22 protein-coding genes are annotated in these 26,505 nt (G+C 43.2%); 9 read left to right on the forward strand and 13 right to left on the reverse strand.

The features are described 5' to 3' along the window. Positions 1–581 precede the first annotated feature (581 nt). The 4 genes from QZ076_RS08075 to QZ076_RS08090 all read right to left on the reverse strand — a co-directional run bounded on the left by QZ076_RS08075 (position 582) and on the right by QZ076_RS08090 (position 7,636). A complete protein-coding gene (locus QZ076_RS08075) occupies positions 582–1,148 on the reverse strand; it encodes a phage integrase SAM-like domain-containing protein (RefSeq protein ID WP_293712225.1) in 567 nt (188 codons plus the stop codon). 649 nt (positions 1,149–1,797) lie between these two features. Continuing rightward, a complete protein-coding gene (gene clpB, locus QZ076_RS08080; RefSeq protein WP_293712228.1) occupies positions 1,798–4,386 on the reverse strand; it encodes an ATP-dependent chaperone ClpB in 2,589 nt (862 codons plus the stop codon). Positions 4,387–4,615: 229 nt separating this feature from the next. Further along, entirely contained in the window at positions 4,616–6,988 is a 2,373-nt protein-coding gene (locus QZ076_RS08085; RefSeq protein WP_293712231.1) for a TonB-dependent receptor, read from the reverse strand. A gap of 69 nt (positions 6,989–7,057) precedes the next feature. Then, positions 7,058–7,636, reverse strand: coding sequence for a Crp/Fnr family transcriptional regulator (locus QZ076_RS08090; protein WP_293712234.1), 579 nt, complete (start codon positions 7,634–7,636; stop codon positions 7,058–7,060). 109 nt (positions 7,637–7,745) lie between these two features. On the opposite strand from QZ076_RS08090, the gene QZ076_RS08095 reads away from it, so the two are divergent. From QZ076_RS08095 to QZ076_RS08105, 3 genes are all read left to right on the forward strand, one after another. After that, a complete protein-coding gene (locus QZ076_RS08095; protein WP_293712237.1) occupies positions 7,746–8,246 on the forward strand; it encodes a sigma-70 family RNA polymerase sigma factor in 501 nt (166 codons plus the stop codon). A 6-nt stretch (positions 8,247–8,252) separates the two neighbouring features. After that, complete coding sequence (locus QZ076_RS08100; RefSeq protein ID WP_293712240.1) at positions 8,253–8,843, forward strand: hypothetical protein; 591 nt, start codon at positions 8,253–8,255, stop codon at positions 8,841–8,843. A gap of 68 nt (positions 8,844–8,911) precedes the next feature. Continuing rightward, the gene (locus tag QZ076_RS08105) at positions 8,912–9,778 is read left to right on the forward strand and encodes a hypothetical protein (RefSeq protein WP_293712243.1); all 867 of its coding nucleotides are present in this window, start codon (positions 8,912–8,914) and stop codon (positions 9,776–9,778) included. Between the two features lie 23 nt (positions 9,779–9,801). Here QZ076_RS08105 and QZ076_RS08110 read toward each other — a convergent pair whose 3' ends face one another. Beyond that, the gene (locus QZ076_RS08110; RefSeq protein WP_293712246.1) at positions 9,802–10,563 is read right to left on the reverse strand and encodes an ADP-ribosylglycohydrolase family protein; all 762 of its coding nucleotides are present in this window, start codon (positions 10,561–10,563) and stop codon (positions 9,802–9,804) included. 48 nt (positions 10,564–10,611) lie between these two features. Next, entirely contained in the window at positions 10,612–11,127 is a 516-nt protein-coding gene (locus tag QZ076_RS08115; protein ID WP_293712249.1) for a phospholipase D-like domain-containing protein, read from the reverse strand. Positions 11,128–11,304: 177 nt separating this feature from the next. On the opposite strand from QZ076_RS08115, the gene QZ076_RS08120 reads away from it, so the two are divergent. Together QZ076_RS08120 and QZ076_RS08125 are read left to right on the forward strand one after the other, a co-directional pair. Further along, a complete protein-coding gene (locus QZ076_RS08120; protein WP_293712252.1) occupies positions 11,305–11,490 on the forward strand; it encodes a hypothetical protein in 186 nt (61 codons plus the stop codon). Positions 11,491–11,576: 86 nt separating this feature from the next. Further along, positions 11,577–12,164, forward strand: a complete 588-nt coding sequence (locus QZ076_RS08125) for a DJ-1/PfpI family protein (RefSeq protein ID WP_293712255.1) — start codon at positions 11,577–11,579, stop codon at positions 12,162–12,164. Positions 12,165–12,387: 223 nt separating this feature from the next. Here the strand turns inward: QZ076_RS08125 and QZ076_RS08130 are convergent, their stop codons facing one another. Both QZ076_RS08130 and QZ076_RS08135 read right to left on the reverse strand, forming a co-directional pair. Then, the gene (locus tag QZ076_RS08130) at positions 12,388–12,816 is read right to left on the reverse strand and encodes a helix-turn-helix transcriptional regulator (protein WP_293712258.1); all 429 of its coding nucleotides are present in this window, start codon (positions 12,814–12,816) and stop codon (positions 12,388–12,390) included. A 191-nt stretch (positions 12,817–13,007) separates the two neighbouring features. After that, positions 13,008–13,646, reverse strand: coding sequence for an HU family DNA-binding protein (locus tag QZ076_RS08135; protein WP_293712261.1), 639 nt, complete (start codon positions 13,644–13,646; stop codon positions 13,008–13,010). Positions 13,647–13,896: 250 nt separating this feature from the next. On the opposite strand from QZ076_RS08135, the gene yaaA reads away from it, so the two are divergent. After that, entirely contained in the window at positions 13,897–14,661 is a 765-nt protein-coding gene (yaaA, locus tag QZ076_RS08140) for a peroxide stress protein YaaA (RefSeq protein WP_293712264.1), read from the forward strand. Between the two features lie 80 nt (positions 14,662–14,741). Further along, positions 14,742–15,788, forward strand: a complete 1,047-nt coding sequence (locus QZ076_RS08145) for a 6-bladed beta-propeller (RefSeq protein ID WP_293712266.1) — start codon at positions 14,742–14,744, stop codon at positions 15,786–15,788. Positions 15,789–15,916: 128 nt separating this feature from the next. Here the strand turns inward: QZ076_RS08145 and QZ076_RS08150 are convergent, their stop codons facing one another. The 3 genes from QZ076_RS08150 to pheT form a co-directional block, all read right to left on the reverse strand. Further along, positions 15,917–16,654 (reverse strand): hypothetical protein, encoded by a 738-nt coding sequence (locus QZ076_RS08150; protein WP_293712269.1) that lies wholly within the window; start codon positions 16,652–16,654, stop codon positions 15,917–15,919. Between the two features lie 148 nt (positions 16,655–16,802). Beyond that, positions 16,803–17,534: a YebC/PmpR family DNA-binding transcriptional regulator gene (locus tag QZ076_RS08155; protein WP_028730397.1), complete on the reverse strand. Its 732-nt coding sequence runs from the start codon at positions 17,532–17,534 to the stop codon at positions 16,803–16,805. A 35-nt stretch (positions 17,535–17,569) separates the two neighbouring features. Further along, positions 17,570–20,032 (reverse strand): phenylalanine--tRNA ligase subunit beta, encoded by a 2,463-nt coding sequence (pheT, locus tag QZ076_RS08160; protein ID WP_293712274.1) that lies wholly within the window; start codon positions 20,030–20,032, stop codon positions 17,570–17,572. A 286-nt stretch (positions 20,033–20,318) separates the two neighbouring features. On the opposite strand from pheT, the gene QZ076_RS08165 reads away from it, so the two are divergent. Next, a complete protein-coding gene (locus tag QZ076_RS08165; RefSeq protein ID WP_293712277.1) occupies positions 20,319–22,610 on the forward strand; it encodes a sensor histidine kinase in 2,292 nt (763 codons plus the stop codon). On the opposite strand, the gene nrfA is transcribed toward QZ076_RS08165, so the two are convergent. After that, positions 22,582–24,069, reverse strand: coding sequence for an ammonia-forming cytochrome c nitrite reductase (gene nrfA, locus QZ076_RS08170; protein WP_293712280.1), 1,488 nt, complete (start codon positions 24,067–24,069; stop codon positions 22,582–22,584). The two genes, QZ076_RS08165 and nrfA, sit on opposite strands and share 29 nt — an antisense overlap. Before the next feature lie 169 nt (positions 24,070–24,238). Here nrfA and trmD point away from each other — a divergent pair, with 169 nt between their 5' ends. Next, a complete protein-coding gene (gene trmD / locus QZ076_RS08175; protein ID WP_293712283.1) occupies positions 24,239–24,919 on the forward strand; it encodes a tRNA (guanosine(37)-N1)-methyltransferase TrmD in 681 nt (226 codons plus the stop codon). Positions 24,920–24,978: 59 nt separating this feature from the next. Here the strand turns inward: trmD and QZ076_RS08180 are convergent, their stop codons facing one another. Further along, positions 24,979–26,502 (reverse strand): hypothetical protein, encoded by a 1,524-nt coding sequence (locus tag QZ076_RS08180; protein ID WP_293712375.1) that lies wholly within the window; start codon positions 26,500–26,502, stop codon positions 24,979–24,981. Between the last annotated feature and the right edge of the window lie 3 nt (positions 26,503–26,505).

Raw genomic sequence — 26,505 nt, forward strand, 5'->3', positions numbered from 1 at the left:
GACTTTCGCTGGTCACACCGTAACCCGGAACTGGTGAAGTTCCTTCTGAATTACGATAAGCAGTTCAATCCTAATAAGTAATAAGAGTAACTCTAAAAGGAACGATATGAAGAAGATATTATCTTGCCGCATCGGTGGAACACGTAGAACGTCTTATCAAATTACTTGAAACGCTCTAAAGTTTATAGGAATAATCGGGGAAATGATATTCGAGAATCGTTAAAACAGATTGTTGAAGCGTGATTTTTTAGACTTGCGCTTCATCGTTTGAAATAATCGCAATTCACGGATTTTCTCAATACTATTACTTTCATCCTCAGCGCAGGGCTACGAATACCATAATAGAAGCAGGTCGAAGCGTTGGAAAATGCAAAGTTGCTCAGTTCAACAAGCAAGCCGAGCAACCATTTTAGTATGCACTATAAAACCAAATTTGTTTGGAAAGGCATTAAAACATTTCCTCCATAGCCGTTTTCAACTCATCTCGTTTTGTGTTCTTGTAATAATGCTTATAGATAGTCATGGGGCTATTCCCTGCCATTTCTGCTACAATATAAGGGTTGTTACCAGCATCTACCATTTTAGTTTAGTAAGATTGGTTTAGCAGTTTTAGGAAATTTGATACGTTCATATACGATTCTATCTTCTTGTATTGAATCCCAGGTAAGATAACATACATCAATGTTTGCCATTCCACCAGAATAGTAGCTGAATAAAAATAAATCCAAATACATCTGTTCTTTCTTAGTAAATAGTGTGCGGTCTATATTCTCTATTTTAGCAATAGTCGTATCAGCAACGGCTTTAGAGTTGGTTTCCGGAATGTTGATATCATTACCTAAGCACTTGAATATTTCTATGCTGGCTCCATACATGCCTTCTTTCACAGCCACGTTACATATAGCACGAAGTAGGCGCAACTTTGAAGTTAATCCAGCCCTGTTACCATTCTTAATACCTTTCTCTTTAATGGAAAATGCAAAATCAAGTAGAAAGGTTTCGGTTATATCCTTAAAGTAATATGTAGAGAGTGCTCTATTATATTTTTCTTTGGTAAACTCTTGTAATATACGTCGCATCTGCCCATACTTCTTTGCATTTGGGATACTATCTATTACTTGCCCATTTTTGATGCGTTTTTTGTTCATGAACTTCTCTTCCAGAGAATCTATCATTTGTAGAACTGACTTTACCTTGACTTCTGGTACTTCGGCTTTATCCTCTTGTTCGAAACAATGAGACCATTCTATTGGAGACCAATTACGGCCTTCTTTTTCCCATTCTTCTACGACATTAATATACTTGTTTTTAAATCCAGCAATATTTGGTTCTTGGTAATGCTACCGTTATTTGTGCCCACAAATGATTCAGACTTCTGGTCCCAGTTCTTAGAAAGACCAGTAACAGTAATTGCTTTGGGAACCCTGTTATAACCTGATTTGTAGAAAATCAATTGTAACTTAATCATCTTGGAGTCTTCTTCATCCCGTACCCCTTTAATATGAATTGAATATGCCATAAAAATAATGTGTTAGTTGATTAAACATTAGTTGGTATTAGTAGGCATCAATTCACCTACATGAAAGCCTACATGATAAGAGTAGGGTTCTCAACTAAAATTAGTTTTCGAGAGCTTTTCTACCTTTTTTCAAGGATTAGAGTAAAACTCCGTACGACTAAATCAAACTAACACGTTATTTATCAATACATTAACTTATCACTAAGTTTTTTGCTCTAAAAAGGGGGTGAGTCTTTTAGAAACAGCCCCTTTTACTTACTATATCAATCCAATCATCTTTAGTTCTTAAATATCAGTCCATCTCCTTCCCGATCGATAATGATCGGACGGTTCTTATCGATCTTCATACCCAGTATCTCCTTCGACAGTTCGTTTAGGACATACTTCTGGATAGCACGTTTCACCGGACGGGCACCGAACTGAGAATCGTAACCTGCATCCGAGATAAAATCGACAGCAGCATCCGTAAAGCTCAAGGCAACACCATTGTTGGCCAGCATCTTCTTCACGCTGTTCAACTGCAAGGTAACGATCTTACGGATCTCTTCCTCATTCAGCGGGGTGAACATAATGATCTCGTCGATACGGTTCAGGAATTCCGGACGAATCGATTTCTTCAACAATTCCAGTACCTGTATACGGGTTTCATCGATCACTTTTTCGCGGTTGTCGGGCGTGATCTTCTCGAAGCTTTCACGAATCAGAGATGAACCCATATTGCTGGTCATGATGATGATCGAGTTCTTGAAGTTCACGACACGTCCCTTGTTGTCCGTCAGACGACCGTCGTCCAATACCTGCAACAGGATATTGAATACGTCCGGATGCGCCTTTTCGATCTCGTCGAACAGAACGACAGAATAAGGTTTACGGCGGATGGCTTCCGTCAACTGGCCACCTTCATCGTAACCGACGTATCCCGGAGGCGCACCGATCAGACGGGTGGCGCTGAATTTCTCCTGATACTCGCTCATATCGATACGGGTCATGCTGTTCTCATCGTCAAACAGGTATTCAGCCAACGCTTTGGCAAGCTCGGTCTTACCTACACCGGTCGTACCGAGGAAGATGAACGAACCGATCGGACGTTTCGGATCCTGCAATCCGGCACGGCTACGACGCACGGCATCCGCTATGGCTGTAATGGCCTCTTCCTGGCCGATCACACGGGTGTGCAATTCGTCTTCCAGGCGAAGCAGTTTGTCGCGTTCGCTCTGCATCATCTTGTTAACGGGAATACCGGTCCAACGGGATACCACATCGGCAATGTCTTCGCTGTCGACTTCCTCTTTGATCATGGCGGCAGCACCCTGCATGGTGTGCAGCTTGGCCTGTATTTCCTTGATCTCTTCTTCTTTCGCCTGCAGTTTGCCGTAACGGATCTCGGCAACCTTGCCGTAATCGCCTTCACGTTCTGCCTTATCGGCTTCAAACTTCAGGTTCTCGATGTCGATCTTATTCTGCTGTATCTTGTTGATCTGTTCCTTTTCGCTTTCCCACTGGGCTTTCTGTTTCTTTTCTTCTTCCTTGAGGTTGGCGATTTCCTTGTTCAACTGTTCCAGTTTCGTCTTATCGTTTTCACGTTTGATGGCTTCGCGTTCGATCTCCAACTGTTTGATACGGCGGGAAACTTCATCCAGCGATTCCGGCACTGAATCCACCTGCAAACGCAGACGGGCAGCAGCCTCATCCATCAGGTCGATCGCCTTATCCGGCAGGAAACGGTCGGTAATGTACCGCGTCGAGAGCTGGACGGCAGCGATAATGGCATCGTCTTTGATACGTACCTTATGATGGTTTTCGTACTTCTCTTTCAGACCACGCAGGATAGAGATAGTATCCAGTTCATCCGGTTCTTCCACCATCACAACCTGGAAACGACGTTCGAGCGCCTTATCTTTTTCAAAGTATTTCTGATATTCATCCAGTGTCGTTGCACCGATAGAACGCAATTCACCACGTGCCAACGCCGGTTTCAGGATATTAGCGGCATCCATAGCCCCGTCGCTCTTACCAGCTCCTACCAATGTATGGATCTCATCGATGAAAAGGATGATCTCGCCTTCCGACTTGGTCACCTCATTAACAACGGATTTCAACCGTTCCTCGAATTCCCCTTTGTATTTGGCTCCGGCAATCAAAGCCCCCATATCCAGGGAGAAAATCTGTTTCGATTTCAGATTCTCCGGAACGTCGCCACGAACGATACGATGTGCCAGGCCTTCGGCGATAGCAGTCTTACCGACACCCGGTTCACCGATCAGGATCGGGTTATTCTTTGTACGACGGCTCAGTATCTGAAGTACACGACGGATCTCGTCATCACGGCCGATCACCGGGTCGAGCTTACCGCTACGGGCACGTTCGTTCAGGTTGATGGCGTATTTATTCAGAGAGTCGTATGTGTCTTCTGCCGACTGGCTCGTTACTTTATTTCCCTTACGTAATTCCTCGATTGCTTTCTCCAGTTCTTTTTCCGTAACGCCGGCATCTTTCAATATTTGAGAAGCCGTACTTTTTACAGTGAACAAAGCGAGAATGATATGTTCCAGAGAAACATACTGGTCACCCATCTTTCCGGAATAATCGATTGCTTTCTGCAAAACGGCATTCGATTCGCTCGACAGGTAAGGTTCGCCACCGGATACTTTCGGATAGGATTCTATCTGACGATCCAGCACCATGTTCAGATTCTGGATATTTACACCCAGCTTCTGGAAGAGGAAGTTCGTGATGCTTTCACCCGTCATAATGACAGCCTTAAGCAAATGAACAGGTTCGATCACCTGTTGGTTATTCTTCTGAACCAACTGCACCGCCTGCTGAACAGCCTCTTGTGATTTAATTGTAAAATTGTTTAAATTCATACCTTATATTACTTTCTTGTTATCTTCTTTATTTTAAACTTTCACTGATAACTCTACAAAATAAATACCATATCGAAAACAAGTCATTTTGTCAGTATTATTCAATCATAAGAGAAAGATGTTATGCCGATCAGTCGGGATTAACGACATATTTTGCACTTTCGGTAAGAAAACAACAGGGAAGCAAAAAAGGTTTGCACAAAAACGGGATTACGCCAGATTACTTTACTTAGAATTCCATCTTATAACTGATAAACGGAATTATACTGTCAAAATAAAAATCCTCCACCTGCTGTGTAGCCTGATTGAACGACTGCCCCATATACTGTTTTCCCACCAGATTCTTTATCTGAATGGCAACAGTACCGGAACACCGTTTATAGTTTACCCGGTAAGTCAGGGAGATATCCGATACGGGACTGATACCTTTACGGCGATGGATAAACGGCCTGGATTCGTCGTACATAATCTCCTGCTGCTCCAGTGTCGCTTCCAAATCGACCGGCGAAGTCGGACGATAACCGGAAAGAGCGATACGGGCATTCAATCCCAACACCCTGCTCAAACCATTCTTTCGACGGAAAGTAAACTCTTTCCCACCCAGGATATTTGCAACATAACGTGTATTGAACATCGTATTATGCCAGTTACCGTTATCATCTTTATAACGGGAGTTGAAAAGTGAGAAAGTCGCCATATAATAATATCCCGATTGCAGGAAACGCTCCAGTGTAAAATCAATACCCATATTCACACCTTTGCCGGTATTTACGAAAGGCTGGTAGAATAAAGGTGGCTGAACAGTGGTATTAATAATAGAATATGTCCCGCCCTGTAATACAGGGACATTATACAAATATTGAAAATAAGGTTCGATCTTCAGCCTTAACAGCGGAGAGATAGCCCAGTTATAACTGAGTACATTATGTAAGGAACGAGTCATCTTCAGGTCTTTATTAGGAGTTGAAATTTCTCTGTCTGTTGCCGGAATCTCCATGAAATAGATATAAAGAGGCGCTACCTGCGAATGAAGCCCCGTACCCAACATAAGAGAATGACGGTTGTCGATAGTCCATTCAACCGATAAACGTGGCTCAATGGAGAAATCCCCGTTCAGTGCAAATAAAGATGTATTAAGGCCACCTGTCAATGAGAAAGAACGGTTAAAAGCGTATTTAGTTTGTGCATAACCTTGTAGCAGCTGCGTATTACTGCGCTTATCGGTAACGGTTTGCATGGTATTTTTATCATCCGATTTCCGGTAATCTATCTTATCGAACAATTGATCCAAGCGGATACCGTAGCGACTGTGCCATCGGGACGAGTGACGCTGATTCAGCCGGGAAGATAACGAGAGTTTATAGCTCCGGTTCAAATTATCGATATCAGGAATAGAAACAGCCGGTTGCTCAACCCTGCGCCTGCCGAATTTGAAATCAGTATCCGACAAAGTAGCCGCAAGCGTAGTGGACAGATACAGGGATGAATTGATTGATTTCTTATGAGAAATACCGGCTGCACCGGCCCGATAAGTCATTTTCATATCCGTACTTACCGGCGGTGTTGTCCATTCAACCGGATCATCCTCTGCTTCCCTTTCCGATTGTGAATTTCCGCCGATCCCCCATAGGGAGAAAGTGCCTATATTACGTGTAGGCAAGTTGATTTTGAAAGCCACATCTTCGTAATGTATAGATTGTTTACCGGACATTTCCGATATGAAAGACTTGATAATACCTAATGTAGATACGCGTACATTAAAAAGATAAGAGCCGTTATAGTCTTTCTTAAAAGGGCCTTCGGCAGCAAACTCCACACCTTGTATACCCAATTGTGCCGCAAATTCATGTTTCCGGTCATTCCCGTTGCGAAACTTCAAATCGAACACACCGGCAACTGCATTCCCATATTCTGCAGGAAATGCTCCGGTATAGAAATCCGAGTTGGCAAGCATGGAGCTACTGAACATTGTAAATGCCCCTCCGCCCGGTACATCATCACCACCATTGAAATGACTCGGAACAGGAATATCCACTCCTTCCATTCTCCACAAGACCCCGGAAGGAGCATTTCCACGGATAATAATAACATTTGTTTCCGCAGAACCACTCGTTACTCCGGCAAAGTTAGCCGCCATACGGGCAGGATCGTCTACCGCTCCGGCATAACGGCGAGCCTCTTCAACAGAGAAAGTACGGGCACTGACAGAGGCCATTTCGTTTTGGGGAAGATCTTTCCGCCGGTGGGCTATCACTACGACTTCGTTTAATGCCTGCTGGCTCTCTTTCATTTCGATGGTTAGTACCAACTCTTTACCACTGGTTAGTTGCAGTTCAGAGAGTTGTTGTGGCACATATCCCAGATAGGATATTTGAAGGCTGATTCTACCAATAGGGATATTGGTAAGGGAGAAATTACCATCGACATCGGTGGTTACGCCTGTACCGTTATCAGCCAGTACGACGGTTGCTCCAATCAGCGGTATTTTTGTTTCTGTGTCTATTACTTGTCCGCGGACGGTTTGTGTGAGTTGTGCCTGAATGCCAAGAGGTAAAAACAGGAGTAAAACTCCTGCAAGTAGAAGGTGTCTTAAATAGTTCATCTTTGTTTATCGCGTTAATTAATCCGCGACAAAGGTAGATGGTCTCGGTTTGAAAGTTCTTGACAATTGTCAAGACTCGTCCTCATCCGATAGTTTTCTTCGGATACGGCTAACGGTTTCGGGAGTTACACCGATCAGTGAAGCTACATCTTTCAGTGTTAATTTATTCATGGAATGATCCACGGCTTTCAGTAAATTCTTATAACGTTCTTCCGGCGTGTCGCAACGAAAGGAAAAGATCAGTTCGTCACGACGAAAGAATAGTTGCTCAGCGATATGCCGTCCGAAACGCTGACCTTCCATACTATATTCGTAAAAGTCGATAACCTGCTGATAAGATATCCTGTAAATAACTGTTTCAGAGATTGCCTGTATGGAGTATCTGGCTGGGGTATGATTCAATAAGGCATAATATTCTGTTACAAAGCCGTTGGTATTGAAGCCGATCGTCCGTTCTTCACCGTCCGCATCACAATGACAGAAACGAAATTCGCCGTCCAATACGGCTCCCAGGTAACGGCATGGTTCTCCCTGACGGACAAAGTACTCCTTACGTTTAAGGTTCACGATCTCCCCCATTTCCATAAATACATTGGATAGCTCTTCAGAAATATTCAGGCGGGACACAAACTCTTTCAAATCAATCATACATACAAAGATATAGTATTATATTCGCCATACAATAAAAAAGATCGTGCACTGTAACTTTTTCATTCGCCGGGGTACTAATCCTATACAAACTAAAAGAGAAAAGAATATGATAAAACGTGAAACAGACTTCCTTTCCATTCTGGAGTCGAATATAAGCATCCTCATCAAGATTGCCCGGGTGTATGCTTATACCACCCAGGACAGGAAAGACCTGATCAACGATATCATCCTCGAGTTGTGGAAGTCGTACCCCAAATTCAAAGGCGACTCCAAAATATCGACCTGGATCTATCGTGTCTCGCTGAACGTGGCGTTAAACACCAAACGAAAGCGGGATAACAACAAGGTATTGTTTTTCGATGAGCTGAAGGTATCGGACGGCAGTGACATCCTCGAAGTACCGACCGACAACTCCTCTGAAATCGGCCAACTCTATCAGTGCATCGAAAGTTTATCCGAACAGAACAAAGCGATTATCCTGCTTTATCTGGATGATAAATCGTACGAAGAGATCTCTCAGATCCTCGGTCTGTCCAGGACGAACGTCAGTACACGTTTGAACCGGATAAAAGAGCAATTAAGAAAACAAATGAACCCCAATAAATGAATCGTTATGGAACTTGATAATATAAAAAACAGCTGGAAACAGGAAAACCAGGAAATTGCTGCGAATGTACATCTGAATAGAACGACCTTGATGAAAAAGATCTTGGCAGAAACAAACCGTATGAAAAGAAAGAATCTGTTACTCTTATTGTTCAGAATCCCTTTCCCGGTAGTTATCCTTGCCATGCTATTTTCACACCTTCATATACACAACATGGTTAATTTCTATATTGGAATAGTGTTGTTTCTGGCTTTTGCCTGCTTTGCTTCATGGGGACTGATAAAATATTATCTGAATCTGAGAAAGTTGGATATAACAGATTCATATCTTGAAAATAAAAAGACTATACGGGAACTGGAGTTATATAAACTGAATGTGACGAAAAGGAATTACTATTGCAGCCCAGTGGGAATAATCGGTATTTTCCTGATGATCAATGCGCCTCTGTTTACTACTACTGAAGGAGCTATCATGTTACTACTTATCATGGCTGTCATGGCTGCATCCATATTCATAAATCTGAAATATATCTTACCGGCACAGTTCAAACGGTTGAATAAGGAGATGGAAGAGATTCGGAGGATAGAAGAAGAATAAAGGCGTAATCCTGTCCGGCTATCCAATATTTACTATCTTTGTCAACCACTAATATGCAAATTTCAGGTATGACGAGAAAGAATGTATTCGGTTTGCTCTTTGCTATTTTCTGTGTATCAGGAAATATTTCATGTAATAAATATCTCCTGAGCGAAAAAGACAAAGAAGAAGAAAAGGAGAATATTTTCATCGAGTCATTTGAAGGTGTTTCAAATGTGGACCTGTCCAATCGGAACAATTGGATACTGACAATGAATTACTACTACATATATGATTATACGATAGACGGCAAAAGAATCAAATCCTTTCCTAAAGATGAGCCCTGCTACATTCCCGGTTCATTTATAACGGAAGACAACAGCGGAAACCCCTGGGTCGGTCTGGGCTCAGGTCCGCTTATACTCTTTGCGTCACCCGGCTATTACTCCGAATTCATATCCGGAAGTACGGATAATACACCACCCACATTCTTCGATCAAACAACCGAAGAAAAGTTATTGGCCGCCGATTGCCTGTCTTGCCAATATATAGGAAAAGCATCAACAGTTCTTTCCGACATGTTAGTTCATTACAATGCTCTTCTGGATTTCGAATTGAAAAACGTGCCTGAATCGGCTAACGTTTTAGTAGAGAACCAGGTACTTATCCATCCCTTCAGGGACAAAGCGAACCTACAACATTACAAAGCAATCGTATTTGCTTATTGGGGAGAAGATAACTCGCAAGTTCATATCGCGATAGACGATAGGACTTATGTCGTCAAATTAATCCCTACCATAAACCTGTCTGATGACGATAACGGGATGTTCCCGGGTGCACTCCGCCACGTAAAAAACGACACATACTACAAGTTCTCCTTATCTTACGACAAAGAGAAAGATACATTTTCCATCGAAGAAATAGAAAACAAAGTATGGAGTCAGATGCCTGACTGAACAACAAAAAGAAAAAGTTTCCCTTAGGAAAAGAAAAACATAAGTAATCTATTAAATTCCTTCGGTAATCTTTTTACGACTTCTTCTCTGATCGTATCCGGCACCCCATAAAAAGCCTCGGCTATCCCTCCGGTGATACAGGCCAGCGTATCGCTATCGCCACCTAAAGAGACGGCCAGGCGGATGGCATTTTCGTAGTCTGTACTATCCAGGAAGGCGATGATTGCTTCGGGAACGGTGCCCTGGCAACTTTCATTAAAATGATAATTAGGGCGTATCTCGTCGCAGGTACGACTCAGGTCATAGGAGAAAGTCGTTTCGATATATTGCTTGATATCCTGCTTGCTTTTACCTGTCCGTGCCAGATAGATAGCAGCCGCAGTTGCTTGTGCCCCTTTTATTCCTTCGGGATGGTTATGAGTAACGACGGCTGTATCCTTTGCTACCTCCAACGTCTTTTCCAACGAATCGAATTTCCATCCGACAGCACTTACCCGCATCGCCGAACCATTCCCCCAGCTGTTATACGGTTGCGGATCCTTTTCACGAAGCCAACCGCTGAAACGTCCACCATAACCACCTGTGGGATACGGATATTCACGTCCGTATCGTTGCATGACTTTCGCCAGGTCTCCCCCATTCAGCAACCAGTCAGCTACAGCAACCGTCATGATCGTGTCGTCCGTATAATCACTTTCGTTCGTAAACAACGGAAAGTCCGTCGTCTTAATATTATCGAATTCGTAAACGGAGCCGATGATGTCTCCTCCTATTGCACCTATCATAATATTCTGATTTACAATTATTCTTAAAACAGTTTCAACTGCAGACACTTACAAAACAATCCTATCCGAACAAAACCTCTTCCGCTTACAACTCTTACACGGAACGCCCATCCACAGACAATCAAACTGTTCAACCGCCTCTTTTACCAACTCCTCTACCGAAGTAAAAACTCCCGCTTCGAAATTCCGGTTATCTTTTCCTTTCATGCCTAAAGCGGCACCCGTCAGATTAGCTGATCCGATATAGACCTGTTTCAGATCGAATATCAATAACTTGAAATGGACGCGAGGACACAGCACACGTTCCATCCGGCACCAAAGCAGCGGGTACTTATCGAAGTCATCGCGGAAGTTCTGTCCCGGCTCTTTGGCATGGATCAAACGGATCTCCACTCCTTCCTTTACCTTCTGTTCCAAAAGCTTCAGCAAGGGAACAGCCTCTTTTCCTTCCTTAATATACAGGTCTTTAATATCAGCCGTACCGATCCAGACTGTTCGTTTGGCCTGCCGGATCGCTTCGATAAGGAAAGAGTAATGTTCTTCGTTTTTAATGTATCGGAGCATAAATAATAATTTCTCTGATGAAACCCTGGTGTCACACCATAGACTATTCAAATATATAGGATAAATTCCATTCCGACAATTATTAAGCGAGTGATAAGAAATAAAAATCACGCATTCTATCAGTTCTCAGATTAATTTCATACTTTTACAGACATACCCAAAGAAAGACATGAACCTATGAGATCAGTCATATTATATAGCCTGCTGCTTTGCTTTCTTCTTTCCGGATGTACCAACAAACAAAAGCAACCGACAATCATTGGCGGTGCAGCCGGCACAACCGAAATCATCATTGCCGATCCGGATACACAACGATATGAGATAGATTCGCCTATTCCTTTAAAGTCCGCGGAAGCCACTTAAATTGTTAGACCTTATTCCTAAATGAATATATTAATGAAAAGAGTAAAACGGATAGTAAATTCAACAAATTAATAATATAGAATAGTATGCAAAACAAGAAAGTATTAGTGTTTCTGGCAAAGGCATTCGAGACGATGGAATTTAGTGCTTTTATAGATATTCTTGGTTGGGCCAGAGTTGATTATGGTCATAATTTGTTCGTAGACACTTGTGGTTTTACTGAAAAGGTCATAAGCACTTTCAATATACCTGTTATAGTCGATAAAACCATTGAAGAAATAAACGTCGACGAATATGACGCATTAGTAATACCCGGTGGATTTGATGAATTTGGTTTTTATGAAGAGGTATATGACGAAAGATTCTTAAACTTAGTCCGGGAGTTTAATGCAAAAGGCAAAATTATTGCATCAGTTTGTTCCGGAGCATTCCCGTTAGGAAAAAGTGGAATCCTTAAGAACCGGAGAGCTACTACTTACCACTTAAGAGACGGCTATTGGCAAAATAAACTAAAAGAATTTGGAGTGAATGTAGTGAACGAACCAGTAGTAGTCGATGACAATATTATTACTTCTTATTGCCCGGAGACAGCTCCCAAAGTTGCATTCGAATTATTAAAGATGCTGACCTCGGAAGAAGATACTGCGGTAATAAAAAAAGCTATGGGATTTTAAGAAGCTGTTTTGGAATTATTGTATGGTTCATTTCTTACAGATGTGAGTGTTTCTGTGTTGCAGTCTTCAACCATACTATTTATTATCCCGGAATATCTCAACAAAAGTTTTCTAAAATAAAACCTTCATTTATTTTGTAAAACTTTTGTTGTGTGAACCTTCTTGTACCCCCCGTCCTACATATAGTTTGATTGCTGCATAAACCGCTGAAGGACAGAATCATTTATTTCTTTTCGTTCAATAGCTTTTCAAGTAAGGCTACTTTCTCTTTTTCATTAGCCAGCATACGTTCGTATAAAGAGGCATTCTCTTTGTTTAGTTCAAGAATCTTTTTGACAGGGTGCTGATTTAATTCATTAACTTCACCAATATATCCTATACTTCCATCTTCAAAACTATTATTTTCAAAAACCACAGAAATCGGAGTTTCTTCCATATTTTCAATAACTTCCGGTGCGACTTTCAGGATAGCTGCAATTTTTACCAGATAATCTCTTCCTATTTCACGCTGTTTTTCCAACTGAGAAATAAACTGCTGACTAACGCCTAGTTTTTCTGCCAGATCCTCTTGTTTTATATCTTCATACCGGCGTATCTTACTGACATTTAGCCCCTGATGAACTTTCTTATCCTTTACGTTTTCTGTTTCCATGCTATCTATTTTCTTTTAAAAGTGAAACAAATATATAAACAAATCTCCATATTCCGATGAAGATGTAAGGATATAACAGAATATCCGGTCTTTCTGCTCCTTGTACAAACTTGTAAAATACAAGCTGGTACTTGTATTTTACAAGTAGATCTTCTACACCTATTCAAAATTAGATGCTGAACTTAAAAAGCCTACTCATTGCTTTTTTCCTCTTCCTGCATCCCTTTCTGCCAATTATCCTTCAATACATAATACTTCTGCTTTCCTCTTCCCAGCCGGAGCAATTTACCTTCTTCGTGGAGTTTCTTCAGGTCTTTCAGGGCCTGGTAGCGGCTGCATTGATTGAAACACATACAGTCGGATGAGGAAATGAGCTGTTTGGCTTCCAGTTTGGTGAGGATGCGTTGCAGACGTTCCTCTTCGGCCTGTTCTTTGCGTTTGGGAAGGACGGCGCGTTCCAGAGGTATTGATCTCAATTGCTGTTTGAGCTGGGGGGAAGAACGGTAGACTACATTGTTGAAACTGATCGACTCGGCACGGATCTGCTTCGGGTTAGTGATGTCTTTCGGGGTTTTCAAGGTAACGGAGAAATTACCTATACCATCCAGATCAACGGTTTCGCCATATTTCAAATGAAAGGCCAACCTGTCCGACAATGCGCGGATCACCCCCTTCACATCTGCGGAACTGAACGAACAGAGATCGGCTATCTCATCAGCCAGATTGTCGGTCGTAACTTTTCCACCGGAGACGACTTTCGCATACAATGAACCTGTTTCGCCCGTCTCACGGTTCGGCGGGTTCTTATAGAACGTATATTTAGCACACATAAGCAATAGATTTAAGTTTTAAGTCCTTATTATTTAGTTCGAAATATACGAATAATTATTCTTTTGTGCAAGCATAAATTCAATTTTGAGCTAGCTCAAAATTAAATTCGACCATGCTAAAAATTAATTTCGAGCATGCTCAAAAGTAAAAAAATAGCAGAGAAAAATAGTAGTTATTCGTATGCTTTGAGTTAGAATATAAAGAAGAAAGCATTAATTTTACCCGATAAACCAGAAACAACAAGTAAATATGCTAATCATCCTCACGTCGGCCAAGACAATGACCGGCACTTCTAAAATAAAAGCTCCTGCGGGGTCAACGCCCCGTTTTGCTCAGGAAGCGAATGAAATTGCCCTGAATATGGCGCAGTTCTCTACCGACGAACTGAAAAAGATATTGAAGCTGAACCCAAAACTGGCACTGGAGAATTACAACCGGTTCCAGGAGTTCCATACCGAAGAGGTTCACGCGCTCCAGGCATTGCTGGCTTATACCGGAGTGGTTTTCAAGAATATCAACCCCAAAGATTTCACGGAAGAAGATTTCCTGTATGCGAACGATCATCTGCGGATCGCTTCTATCTGCTACGGATTATTGCGTCCGCTCGACCGGATCAAGCCTTACCGGATGGAATATGAAGTGAAATTACCGGAGTTGGGCGAAGGGAATATGTACAACTTCTGGCGCGGACGGCAGACGAAACTGCTGATCGACGAGGTGAAGAAGAACGACAATATCCTGATAAACCTCGCCAGTCACGAAATACAAGGGGCATACGACTGGAAAAAGGTAGGCAAAGCAGTCCGAATCATCACCCCGGAATTTAAGGTATGGAAAGACGGAAAGGCACAAACCATCGTGATCTATACCAAGATGGCTCGCGGACAAATGACCCGCCACATACTTAAAAACCGGATTACCGATCCGGAAGAATTGAAAAACTTCTCGTGGGAAGGCTACACCTGGGATGCGAGCCTGTCGGAGGGCGACAACTGGGTATTTCTGCAAAGCTAGGAGTAAAGAAATCGCCGCTTCGCTCAATAAACCGGAGGGAAAAGCGTTATATGTATGTTCCTTTTTAAATGAATGATGAAATGAAAAAGACCTGTTTACTATTGCTTTTGCTCGTTGGAATAATCTACATAAACGAAGGTTATAAGATTATAAGCGAAGATATGCCGGTGAAAAGTACCACTGAAGGTTCCCTGTCGGACATTGCCGAAGAGGTGATCGCCATCCCGTTGGAAACGACCTCCGACTGCCGGTTGAAACATGCCACGCAGATCAAGCGCGACAGGAATGAGTTGTTCCTGGTAAGCAACGGACAGCTTTTCCATTTCGACTGTTCCGGTAAGTTCCTGAGCCGGGTTACCAGCAATCAGCATTTCCTGGTTGCCGACTATGTGATCGATCCGATCGAAAGACAATTGATCATTATGGACGACAAGGAAAATGTCTATTATTATGATTACGCCGGGACGCTGCTGGAAAGAAAAAGTCTTGCCGGAATCAATCCGCTGAATACCCCTACCCGGCTGATGTATCACAACCGCCATATCTGGATGACGGCACAATCGTTGTCGCCTTCCGCAAATGAACCCGGTAAACAATGCGTCAACCAGTGGCTATACAAGTTCGATACGACATTTAATCTGCAGGATGCACGCCGACTGACGGCTGCCGATCTGGGACGCTTCTATCTCGGAGCCTGCTTCCCTGCCGAATTGTCTGTTGCCGACGGGAATGTGTATGCTTACTCGCCTTCCACCCAGCCCGATGAACTGCTGGCGGACACGCTCTATCTGATTAACCGGAACAAACTGAATATCCATGAAGATTATTCATCGATCCTGCCGTTGTGCATTGCCGGACGCTATCTGGTTTCCACCTACTCGAATGCCGCCGAGGAAGAGCTGAATTATACATTCTGCTACGACCGCCGGGAGAATTATTCGTATAATGTAACAGGAGGTTTCGAAGATAATTTCTACCACACGGGAAGAGTACCCGACCTGAAATCGCTGGATGCCTATAACAATTCTTTCTGTTATTGCCGTTCGGGGGAAGAGGTGAAGAAGGCTTTCCCGGATCGTACGGAAGAGGATAATCCGGTCTTGTTCATCGTCCGGATGAAAGCATAATGAAAGGGGAATGAAAGCGAAATGAAGGCTCTGCCGTCACTGCCCCATCTATAAAAAACAAATATCCGGACATTTACCTTCAAGAAATGAATGCTGAAGGCAAATGTCCGGATAAACTATTTACAGGATCAGAATAACCGGCCGCAGAAGCGAACCTTCATCACCGGATAAACGGTCAGCTTATCCATGACCTTTGTGAAATCATCGTCACTGTCTGCTAACGCACCACTCAAATCTCCGTCACTTGAGTAAAGTTTAGGTGATCCGTGGAATTGTACTCCCAGTTCAAACTGTACGCCTATACGCTTTTTAGGAACAGCGCGTCCGAAACCGACACCGATATAAGGACGGAATCCCGATACCTTAAAGCCACCGGATACATTACCGTTCTTATCGACCGGGATTACTTGATCGCCGATAATAATACCTGCCTGGCCACCTTCTTGTACATACTCGGCCAATTCATCACTATGCCCTTTGACCTTCAGCAGCTTGTTGCCACCGAAATAAGCACCGGCAGTAACAAAGAAAGAAGAACTCAGGAACGGATAATAATTTACCAGCAACTCACCGGATGCACGCTTCATGTTACCTGTAAGATTAAGGGATGAGTTTTCTTCTAACTTTGAGTCTTTCAGATCTACATCCACATCCGTATCAAAGCTGAAACCCGGCATAAAAGAAACACCTCCGCGGATAGCAAAATGGGGAGTGACAGGGGTTGCCACATCTATACCGATACCTGTTGTACCTGCACTTACACCAACAGAAAGAGAATTGAAAATGCCCAGCTCCTTTTGAGCAGAAACATGATTGCACATCATACCAATGGACAGAATAGCCCAAAGAAAAATGATCTTTTTCATACTTGATAGAGTTTAATATTATATACTAGTTCAGAAATTAATAAGATGTATTTATCAGTCGCGAAAGTACAAAAAAACCAAATGACATAAAAAAAGTGATACCGGAATTACCCCGATATCACTTCCTTTTAACATATAAGACAGAAGATTACTCTTCTTCGCTGTCGTCTTCCTTAATATTATGGAACACATTCTGCACGTCGTCATCTTCTTCCAGCTTTTCAATCAGCTTATCCAATGTTTCACGTTGTTCGGCTGTCACTTCTTTCAGGTCGTTCGGGATACGTACAAACTCACTGCTTGTGATTTCGTAACCGTTCTCTTCTAGATATTTCTGGATAGCAGAGTTCTGTGAGAATTCACCGTAGATGACTACTTCGTCTTCGTCCTCATCCACTTCGTCCACACCATAGTCGATCAGTTCCAGTTCCAGGTCTTCCAGTGAAATGCCTTCCTTCTTTGCAATATGGAATACGCACTTATGGTCGAACAGGAATTCGAGGCTACCGCTTGTACCCAATGAACCGCCGTGTTTGTTGAAGTAGCTACGCACGTTGGCAACCGTACGGGTTGTGTTGTCAGTAGCTGTTTCCACGAAGATAGCGATACCGAACGGGCCGTATCCTTCATAGTTCATTTCCTTATACCCGGTAAAGTCTTTTTCTACAGCACGCTTGATGGCACGTTCCACATTGTCCTTCGGCATATTCTCCTTCTTTGCATTCTGCATCAATGCACGCAAATGGGGATTATTCTCCGGATCAGGGCCACCAGCTTTCGCTGCAATAGTGATTTCCTTACCCAGTTTTGTGAATACGCGGGCCATGTTACCCCAACGTTTAAATTTTCTTGCTTTACGGAACTCAAACGCTCTTCCCATATTTATATCTATTTATTTTATTATAAACTTATGTCTTATCTTAATGACGCACCCAGCTTGTCTTCCAGATTCTTCCGGATCTTCTGCATGATTGCATCGATTTGTTTATCGTTCAATGTCTTTGTCTCATCCTGCAGATAGAAACTTACGGCGTACGATTTCTTACCTGCGGGCAGGTTCTTGCCTTCGTAAACATCGAACAGGGATACTTCCTTCAACAACTTACGTTCGCTGTCTTCCGCGATCTTCCGGATTTCAGCAAACTGAACCGACTTATCCAATAAAAGAGCCAGGTCGCGTTTCACTGCCGGGAACTTGGAGATCTCGGAGAAAGTAACTTTGTTCTTCTTCGTTTCTTTCATCAGCAGCGTCCATGACAATTCTGCATAATAAACTTCGAAGTCGATATCCATCGCCTTACAGATCTTGCGACTCACGATACCGAAAGTACCCAACTGACGACCGGAAGCAGTTGTGATGCTAACGCCTGTCGAATAGATGTCATTGCTCAGGTTTCCGAAAATCACTTTCTTCAGGTTTACTCCCAGGCGCACAAGGATATTTTCTACATAAGCTTTCAGTTCATATACGGTAGACTTTTCGTCGGCATGTGCCCAACTATTTTCTACCCGGTTACCACACACCCACATTCCCAGGCGATAGTCTTCCGAGAACTCAGCCAGTGTCGCATCTTCTCTTTTGTTTTCTACATTGTAATCGTAGCAGTTTCCGAATTCAAAGAAACGGATATTGCCGTTCTTACGATTGGCATTATGCTCGATACTTTCCAGACCACCGAACAACAGTGTCTGGCGCATACCGTTCAGGTCGGCACTCAGCGGGTTCATCAGCATGACGCAATGAGACACCGGATAAGTAGTCAACTCATCGTAATAAGCCGAGCGGGTCAGCGAGTTGTTCATGATCTCATTGAATCCTGAACCGCAAAGCTGTTCCGAGATCAGGTTTTGCAGATCGTAACTACGGTCTGTTGCAGTCTTGTAGCTCAGGTTCGACTTCACGCTGTCGCTGAATTCGATATTATTATATCCGTAGATACGAAGGATATCTTCGATCACGTCTACATCACGCTGTACGTCGATACGGTAAACCGGAACATGGATCGTCAAACCTTCGGGAGTTTCCGAAACAATCTCCATTTCCAGGCTGGCAAGAATACTCTTAACCGTCTCAACCGGAATATCTTTACCGATCAGGCTATTGATCTTGTTATAGGTCAGTTCAACCGTATAAGGCTGTACCGGATCAGGATAAACATCCTGAATAGATCCGGTGATCTTACCGCCGGCCACTTCCTGTATCAGCAGGGCGGCACGCTTCAATACATAGATTGTATTGTTTGCATCCAGACCACGTTCGAAACGGAAAGAGGCATCCGTATTCAGACCGAAACGACGGGCTGTCTTACGAATCCATGTCGGATGGAAGCAAGCTGACTCCAGGAATACGTCTGTTGTCTGCTCCGTTACACCTGAATCCAGACCACCGAACACACCACCGATACACATTGCATCTTCGGTGTTGCAGATCATCAGGTCGCGATCGGTCAACGTACGTTCAACACCGTCCAGGGTAACGAACTTCGTTCCTTCCGGCATCGTCTTTACGATTACTTTATCTCCTTTTACTTTGCCAGCATCGAACGAGTGGAGAGGTTGTCCCAGTTCATGCAACACAAAGTTAGTTACGTCCACTACATTATTGATCGGACGCAGGCCGATTATATTCAGACGGTTCTTCAACCATTCCGGACTTTCCTTTACGGTTACGCCTTTGATAGTAACCCCTGAGTAACGAGGACAGGCTTCCGTATTTTCAACGATCACTTCGATAGCCGGAGTTTCATCGTCGATCTTAAAAGCGTCTATGGAAGGACGTTTCAGTTCCGCCGGCTTACCGTTTTGTTTCAGGTAAGCAGCCAGGTCGCGGGCAACACCGAAATGAGACGTTGCGTCCACACGGTTCGGAGTGATGTCCACTTCCAATACATAGTCGCTCTTTACATTATAATATTCCTTGGCAGGAGTTCCTACAACCGCATCAGCCGGGAGAACGATAATACCGGCATGGTCTGTTCCGATACCGATCTCATCTTCCGCACAGATCATACCGTTCGACTCGACACCACGTATCTTTGAACGTTTGATCGTAAAGACTTCGTCACCGTCATACAGTTTCGTACCGTTCACAGCAACAACCACTTTCTGGCCTGCTGCCACATTCGGTGCGCCACAAACGATCTGCAAAGGTTCTTCACCACCGACATTTACTGTTGTAATATGCAGGTGATCGGAGTTCGGATGTTCCACACAGGTAAGAACTTCACCGATAACCAGTCCTTCCAGTCCACCTTTGATAGTTTGAACTTCTTCCACTCCGCCGGTTTCCAAACCGATAGAGGTTAGTGCTGCTGATACTTCTTCAGGCTGCAAATCGAAATCGAGATACTCTTTCAGCCAGTTGTAAGATATATTCATTGTTCTAAAATTTATTCAATCAAGTTACTATGCGTCTGCGGCCTTCACCGCCAGCGGCAATTTGACTGGCAAAAGTACAAATAATAGAATAATTATTCAACGTGTGTACCGACTTTATTCTTGCACGATTCTAAAAAACCATATAAATCAATAGTTATTATAATATTTCATTCCCTAAATCTTTGTTCAATATAAAAATTCAGTCTAATTTAGAGGCGTAAATTAATGATCGAGGTCATAAACAATAACACACTAGGGGTAAAACATATTCTAAATCATCATTCTAATGTCAAATAGACTTCTCCATGTATCATATATATTCACTTTTGTCCTGTTTTGCTTTCTGAATAGTTCCTGCAAGCAAACAACCAGCCCAAAGCAGATAATAATAATCCAGTCATACGAAGCCGGGTTCCCCGCCTATAAAGAAATAAAGAAAATATTTGCCGACCAGTTGCAGAAAAGAGAGATTCAGGCAGAAGTGCATTCCATCTACCTGGATTGTATAAAAAAGACAGAGAAGAAACAAAAAATGTTCCTCTATGAGAAGTTGAATACGTTGTCATCCCTCTATCCCGACATTATCCTGGCCTACGACGACCAGGCACTGAACGCATTACTGACCTGCGATCATCCTTCCGTCAAAACAACTCCGGTAGTCTTTACCGGTGTCAATTATCCCAACCTATCATTTATTCAGAAGTATCCCAACATTACTGGTTTTCATGACAAGCCGGATTATAAAACGAATATCGAACTGATCGAACAGCTTATCGGGAAATGTATCGTAGTACGGGTTACCGACGATATCTATTCAGATAAAATCATTCTGGATGATATGGATCAGCAAATAAAAGATATCTGCAAGACAAATAATATCTTCTCTACCGAAAAAATACGGCTGTCGGGGAAAAACGGTATCTCACTGCCCAAAGATAAAAAGATCATACCGGATGCCATGTATATCAGTACGATCAACGGGAAATCGACCCGGTCACTACTGAAAGGCCTGGGCGAGAACTATTATAACAAAGCTTACCTGGCTGTTAAGAGAGACTACCTGACACTTTCCCTGGGACGATTCAGTTCTTTTCCAGGTTTTTCCGTCATTTCCGATATGATCGGTCATAACTACGGGGTAATCGGAGGATATGTGACCACACAGGAAAGGCAAACGATCGTGGCAGCCAATCGCATAGCCGATATATTGAAGGGAGCAGAAGTAAGTGATTTTCCTCAAATTACGGAAACAGCCAAAAAGTATATCTTCGACTATAAAATTCTCGACCAGTGGAATATCAGTCCCGGTAAACTTCCTGCCGGAAGTGAGATTATAAACATTCCTTTCTATGTCCAGTATCAGCCATATATTATATGTATAGGCATTATATTAGGTATAGTGTTACTGATAATCATTATCTATCAACGCATATTATACAAAAGGGAAAACACACGTAAAAAAGAGATACAGGAAAACCTGAAACACGAAAAAGAGTTTATGTCTTTTGCTCTGGAAAGCGGTAATATCTTCACGTTCCGTTATAAAAACGGAGTCTTTTATTTCGATAAAGAATTCTATCATTACCTGGGTATGCCCGAAAAACCGATTAGTGCGGAAGAATTCAGCAATGCCATCCATGCAGATGAACAGGCTGATTTCCTGCTTAACCGCTACAAGTTGGATCATGGTTTCCCTTCCCGGCAAATAACCAGAAGAAGATATGATTTCAATAAAAAAGGGCATGAATGGTGGGAGTTCAGATATGCCCAAAATACAAACATAAAAGCGTCACCGACCGATGAATATTCGGTTGAAGTGAACGGTCTTTGCCTCAATATCCAGCAAATCAAAGATACGGAACTAGACCTGACGAATGCCCTGAAAAAGGCAGAAGAGTCAGATAAGATGAAGTCTGCTTTCCTGGCCAATATGAGTCATGAGATACGTACGCCGCTTAATGCGATCGTCGGCTTCTCCCAATTGCTGGGTTCGGATATGGAATTGGACAAGGAAGAAAAGAACGAGTTCATCAGCCTGATAAACACGAACAATACGCTACTGCTTAAACTGATCAACGACATTCTGGATTTATCACGTATCGAATCCGGGCAGATCTCTTTTACTTATGCAGACTGCGACCTGAGCCAGCTGGTGGATGAAATTTTCAATACACATAAGTTGCTGATGCCCGACGGGGTCGAACTGATCAAAGAGACTCCGAAGAAGCCGGCTATCATCTACACAGACCGTTTCAGGCTGACGCAGGTGGTGACCAATTTTATCAACAACGCGACCAAATTCACATCACATGGATATATCAAAGTCAAATATGAATACGACACATATAATCAACATATTTTACTTTCTGTGGAAGATACCGGAAAGGGAATTCCTAAAGATAAAATAAACCAGGTGTTCGAACGCTTCCAAAAGCTGGATGAGTTCGCCAAAGGAACAGGCTTGGGATTGGCTATCAGCCTGAGTATCATAAAAACATTCAACGGGACGATCCTGCTCGAATCGGAAGAAGGGAAAGGCAGCAAATTCACTATTTCGCTACCCCATACTCCTCAATAAAACGTTTATTGGCTTTGGCTTCTTCAATCCATTCCGGTATGACGGTTTTCAGGAATTCGTCTTTCGCTGCCATTTCCGAACGGATATCCAGACCGATGTATTTCTGTGCTTTCTCTTTAGTAGAAAGATCAGGTATAGGAACCTCTCCGCCGTAACCGTGTTTATCCAATACATTCCTGATTATCATACGTGCTTGCATCGTCTTATACAGGCCGTCTCCCAATATGCGTACAACTTCCTGCGGAGCATGGAAAGCAGCGCCATGGGAAGCAACAGCAAAGTCCCAACGCCACTGGGCACTACGAAGCAGTTTAAGAGCCGGTTGCATCTGGCTTTCCGTTGCGCCCCTGTCCCAGGCACATTTGGCTTCGATATGTGCCTTCACCAATTCTTTTTCGACATGATTCCGTAATTCCATCACTTTATTCTGACGGGTATATACATCCTGACGGAGTTCTTCCTCACTTTCACGATGGCAGGACTGGCATGTTTTATTTATCATCGCCAACGGACTTTGAATATGATGATTATTATATCCTCTTTCCACCTCTTCCACAAAAGGCATATGGCATTCCCCGCAAGAGACTCCACGGCGGGCATGAATTCCCATTTGAGCCAGTTCATAATCCGGGTGCTGGGCTTTCAGCATAGGAGTTCTACTTAATTTATGGGTATAATCCGTAAAGTCTATCCGGTCATAGTAGTTTTCAATCGCTTCTACCGTATAGCCGGAGTCCCAGGGTAAAACAATCTCTTTATCTTCTCCTTTCAGATAATATTCCGAATGGCATTGAGCACAAACCAGCGAACGCATCTTCTGCTCGGAAGCATTCTCTATCGCATCACCCGCCCGTTTCAATGCGTCAGACAAAAACTGACGCGGCACTCTCAACTCCATGCTCTCGGGATCGTGACAATCGGCACAACCGACAGGATTGACAACCTCCGATCCCCAGTCGTACCACTTCTTTCTATAAAAACCTTGCGAACCGACTTCACCCATCAGCCGCGGAACATCGAGGCTTTTACATGACCAGCATGAAGCTGGTTGAGGACCTTCACCCGCTTTCCGCGGGGCTCCGGTACGTAGACTATAACGAAGATCGTCAATAGCATACATATGTCCTCTCGGGGATAAATAACTTTTAGAAAAAGCATAGCCTGCCCACAGGATAACCATATCCGGACGCATCGCAAGGATGTCTTCCGCCTGATTCCCGTTATATAAACTTTTAAAAGTAGTATCGGTTGTGTTCTTCCAACTTTTATATTCGTTGGAATTCGACAAATACAGTTCATCCGACGAAGAACTTTCACCCGTCTCTACATTATCTATTTCATCTACAAATGTTATTTCCCCTTCATTTACAAAAGAATATGCGGTAGTCACTATTAAAATGGCTATTGCGACAGCAATCAGTAATATGATAAAATGCCCTATACCTAGTGTGTTTTTCATTATATATTTATTTGCTGATACCGAATTTCACCTTAAATCTTGCAAAAACTGTTGATTTACCAGCCGTTTAATTCGGATTACAAATGTAAGAAAAAGATATTATGAACCAACAGAATTTTGATAACTATAAAATAATACCGTATTTTGCACCGTAAATAAATGAACTTCTATGCGTATTGATATACTGACCGTATTACCGGAAATGATCGATGGAATGATCAATTGCTCCATCGTAAAAAGAGCACAGGACAAGGGCCTGGCAGAAATACACCTGCACAACCTAAGAGACTACACGACCGACAAATGGCGGCGTGTGGACGATTATCCTTTTGGCGGAGAAGCCGGGATGGTCATGCAGATCGAACCGATCGACCGGGCTATATCAGCATTGAAAAGCGAACGGGAATACGATGAAGTGATTTATACTTCCCCGGATGGAGAAACGCTCAACCAACCCATGGCGAACAGTATGTCGCTACTGAATAATATGATTATTCTATGCGGCCATTATAAAGGCATTGACTACCGGATACGCGAACATCTGATCACTAAAGAGATATCTGTCGGTGATTACGTCCTGACCGGCGGCGAACTGGCTGCCGCTATTATTACCGATGCAGTGGTACGCTTAATCCCCGGGGTGATCGGTGACGAACAAAGTGCCCTCTCCGATTCTTTCCAGGATGACTTGCTGGCACCTCCGGTATATACCCGTCCGGCAGAATATAAAGGTTGGAAAGTACCCGACGTCCTTCTCTCCGGCCATCAACGGAAGATTGAAGAATGGCGGTTACAACAGGCACAGGAACGAACTGCACGCCTACGGCCGGACCTACTGAAAGATAAATAATATCATTGAAAAAGAAAGGCGGACTCCAATGGATTCCGCCCTTTCACATTGTTAACTACCTATTTAATTAAAAAGCACAAATCTTTTTCCTTTTGGCGTGCCATCAACTGCGCGACATACAAAGAACGGGGAAAGATATTGATCTCATTCTGTCCTTCCCAGACACCTTCCGGACGATCTGTAAAATGACCGGGATACTTCTCTCCTTTCAGTCCGATACAATAATTCTTTCCGGAAGTCCACGGATTCTGTACCGCAGCACGTTTCACCCGGCAATTCCATAAAACCTGTGTGACGCCGGCCCAGCCGTGCCCGCTTCCCATTTGTCCCCGGTCCTGCACATTTATTTCTCCATCAGTAATGATATTATCATATAATGTGCCTATCGACCAACGGTGATGCGGACCAATGTCGGCAAATGTTTGCGAAGCCGTGCAATTGTAAAAAACATTCGGTCCGCAAACCTGCGCACCGGTGACATAGTCATGACGGCCTTCTGTCGCCTGACAATTCATAAAGAGATTTTGCTGCCCCCAGTTATTGAAAGAATAGCGATATCCTCCCGTGATCAGTGATTTCGGTTCCAGGCAACGACAATCGATAACAGAAACATTTTTTGCAAAACGTTCGCAACTGACAGCCGAGTAGGCAAAATAACGGGCCGTAATGTTTTTTACCCAGCAATTCTCCACCTTGTCCAGTTCTACGGCAATCCAACCATGTTCGAGATCTTCGTAATCTTCAAACTCAGATTCTATACACATATCGGATATTCCGACTTCACTGATACGCCCATCGAAAGTATATTTATAGACCTCGCCTCCCCCAAACTTCTTATCCATCTGCATAACGACAGGATTATCGATAAAGATATTATTTCCTTCTATTCCGGTGATCTCCCGTTCAAAAGCCAAATTATATTCCTGCGGGGTCCATTGGCGGGTTCCTTTCCGTTCCACGATCTGATCCATCCTGATAGCATGTATCCACTCCTGCGTGCCGGGACGAAAAACTATTATACGGTCGCCTACCCGGAAACTATCTGCTGATGATATACGAAACGAATGGGTACCGGTAGGAACAAAATCGTCTGTTATCTTCATTCTCGTTCCCTGCATTTCCTGCATAGAGCCGGAACCTCTCACTTGAATAAGCGAACGTCGTTTTTTACCGGTAGCGATCAAACAAGTTTCATTGATATTATCCCCTTCTCCCATAAGGACTATACCGCTGTTATTAATTACTATCGAGTCGGCTATCCGGTAAACGCCACGCTTTAAAAGGATCGTACCCCGATGCCCGTTCTCATCCGGATTCCTACGGGATACCTCGTCGATAGCTTGCTGTATAACTGCGCGGCTATCTCCGTTCTTAACCGGGTATACTACTTTTACAGCCGGATAACAGGGAATACTTTTATTACCATGATGATACCCAACTCTACTGAAATCAGGTATAGTGTTTCCCTCCTTATCGGGTATATAAGTCAACGTACCCTCATCACTGATCTTTATCAAACCGGATTGCCAGGCCGGAGGCAGTTTCGTCTGTGCATGACAACAAACTACTGCCACTCCGGCCATCAA

The organism is uncultured Parabacteroides sp., from assembly GCF_905196875.1.
In the GTDB taxonomy this organism is placed as follows: domain Bacteria; phylum Bacteroidota; class Bacteroidia; order Bacteroidales; family Tannerellaceae; genus Parabacteroides.

What these genes read in the sequence shown, in the direction of transcription:
- QZ076_RS08075 (WP_293712225.1), bottom strand. Translation starts at nt 1,148, where the DNA reads ATGAACAAAAAACGCATCAAAAATGGGCAAGTAATAGATAGTATCCCA.
- clpB (WP_293712228.1), bottom strand. Translation starts at nt 4,386, where the DNA reads ATGAATTTAAACAATTTTACAATTAAATCACAAGAGGCTGTTCAGCAG.
- QZ076_RS08085 (WP_293712231.1), bottom strand. Translation starts at nt 6,988, where the DNA reads ATGAACTATTTAAGACACCTTCTACTTGCAGGAGTTTTACTCCTGTTT.
- QZ076_RS08090 (WP_293712234.1), bottom strand. Translation starts at nt 7,636, where the DNA reads ATGATTGATTTGAAAGAGTTTGTGTCCCGCCTGAATATTTCTGAAGAG.
- QZ076_RS08095 (WP_293712237.1), top strand. Translation starts at nt 7,746, where the DNA reads ATGATAAAACGTGAAACAGACTTCCTTTCCATTCTGGAGTCGAATATA.
- QZ076_RS08100 (WP_293712240.1), top strand. Translation starts at nt 8,253, where the DNA reads ATGGAACTTGATAATATAAAAAACAGCTGGAAACAGGAAAACCAGGAA.
- QZ076_RS08105 (WP_293712243.1), top strand. Translation starts at nt 8,912, where the DNA reads ATGACGAGAAAGAATGTATTCGGTTTGCTCTTTGCTATTTTCTGTGTA.
- QZ076_RS08110 (WP_293712246.1), bottom strand. Translation starts at nt 10,563, where the DNA reads ATGATAGGTGCAATAGGAGGAGACATCATCGGCTCCGTTTACGAATTC.
- QZ076_RS08115 (WP_293712249.1), bottom strand. Translation starts at nt 11,127, where the DNA reads ATGCTCCGATACATTAAAAACGAAGAACATTACTCTTTCCTTATCGAA.
- QZ076_RS08120 (WP_293712252.1), top strand. Translation starts at nt 11,305, where the DNA reads ATGAGATCAGTCATATTATATAGCCTGCTGCTTTGCTTTCTTCTTTCC.
- QZ076_RS08125 (WP_293712255.1), top strand. Translation starts at nt 11,577, where the DNA reads ATGCAAAACAAGAAAGTATTAGTGTTTCTGGCAAAGGCATTCGAGACG.
- QZ076_RS08130 (WP_293712258.1), bottom strand. Translation starts at nt 12,816, where the DNA reads ATGGAAACAGAAAACGTAAAGGATAAGAAAGTTCATCAGGGGCTAAAT.
- QZ076_RS08135 (WP_293712261.1), bottom strand. Translation starts at nt 13,646, where the DNA reads ATGTGTGCTAAATATACGTTCTATAAGAACCCGCCGAACCGTGAGACG.
- yaaA (WP_293712264.1), top strand. Translation starts at nt 13,897, where the DNA reads ATGCTAATCATCCTCACGTCGGCCAAGACAATGACCGGCACTTCTAAA.
- QZ076_RS08145 (WP_293712266.1), top strand. Translation starts at nt 14,742, where the DNA reads ATGAAAAAGACCTGTTTACTATTGCTTTTGCTCGTTGGAATAATCTAC.
- QZ076_RS08150 (WP_293712269.1), bottom strand. Translation starts at nt 16,654, where the DNA reads ATGAAAAAGATCATTTTTCTTTGGGCTATTCTGTCCATTGGTATGATG.
- QZ076_RS08155 (WP_028730397.1), bottom strand. Translation starts at nt 17,534, where the DNA reads ATGGGAAGAGCGTTTGAGTTCCGTAAAGCAAGAAAATTTAAACGTTGG.
- pheT (WP_293712274.1), bottom strand. Translation starts at nt 20,032, where the DNA reads ATGAATATATCTTACAACTGGCTGAAAGAGTATCTCGATTTCGATTTG.
- QZ076_RS08165 (WP_293712277.1), top strand. Translation starts at nt 20,319, where the DNA reads ATGTCAAATAGACTTCTCCATGTATCATATATATTCACTTTTGTCCTG.
- nrfA (WP_293712280.1), bottom strand. Translation starts at nt 24,069, where the DNA reads ATGAAAAACACACTAGGTATAGGGCATTTTATCATATTACTGATTGCT.
- trmD (WP_293712283.1), top strand. Translation starts at nt 24,239, where the DNA reads ATGCGTATTGATATACTGACCGTATTACCGGAAATGATCGATGGAATG.
- QZ076_RS08180 (WP_293712375.1), bottom strand. Translation starts at nt 26,502, where the DNA reads ATGGCCGGAGTGGCAGTAGTTTGTTGTCATGCACAGACGAAACTGCCT.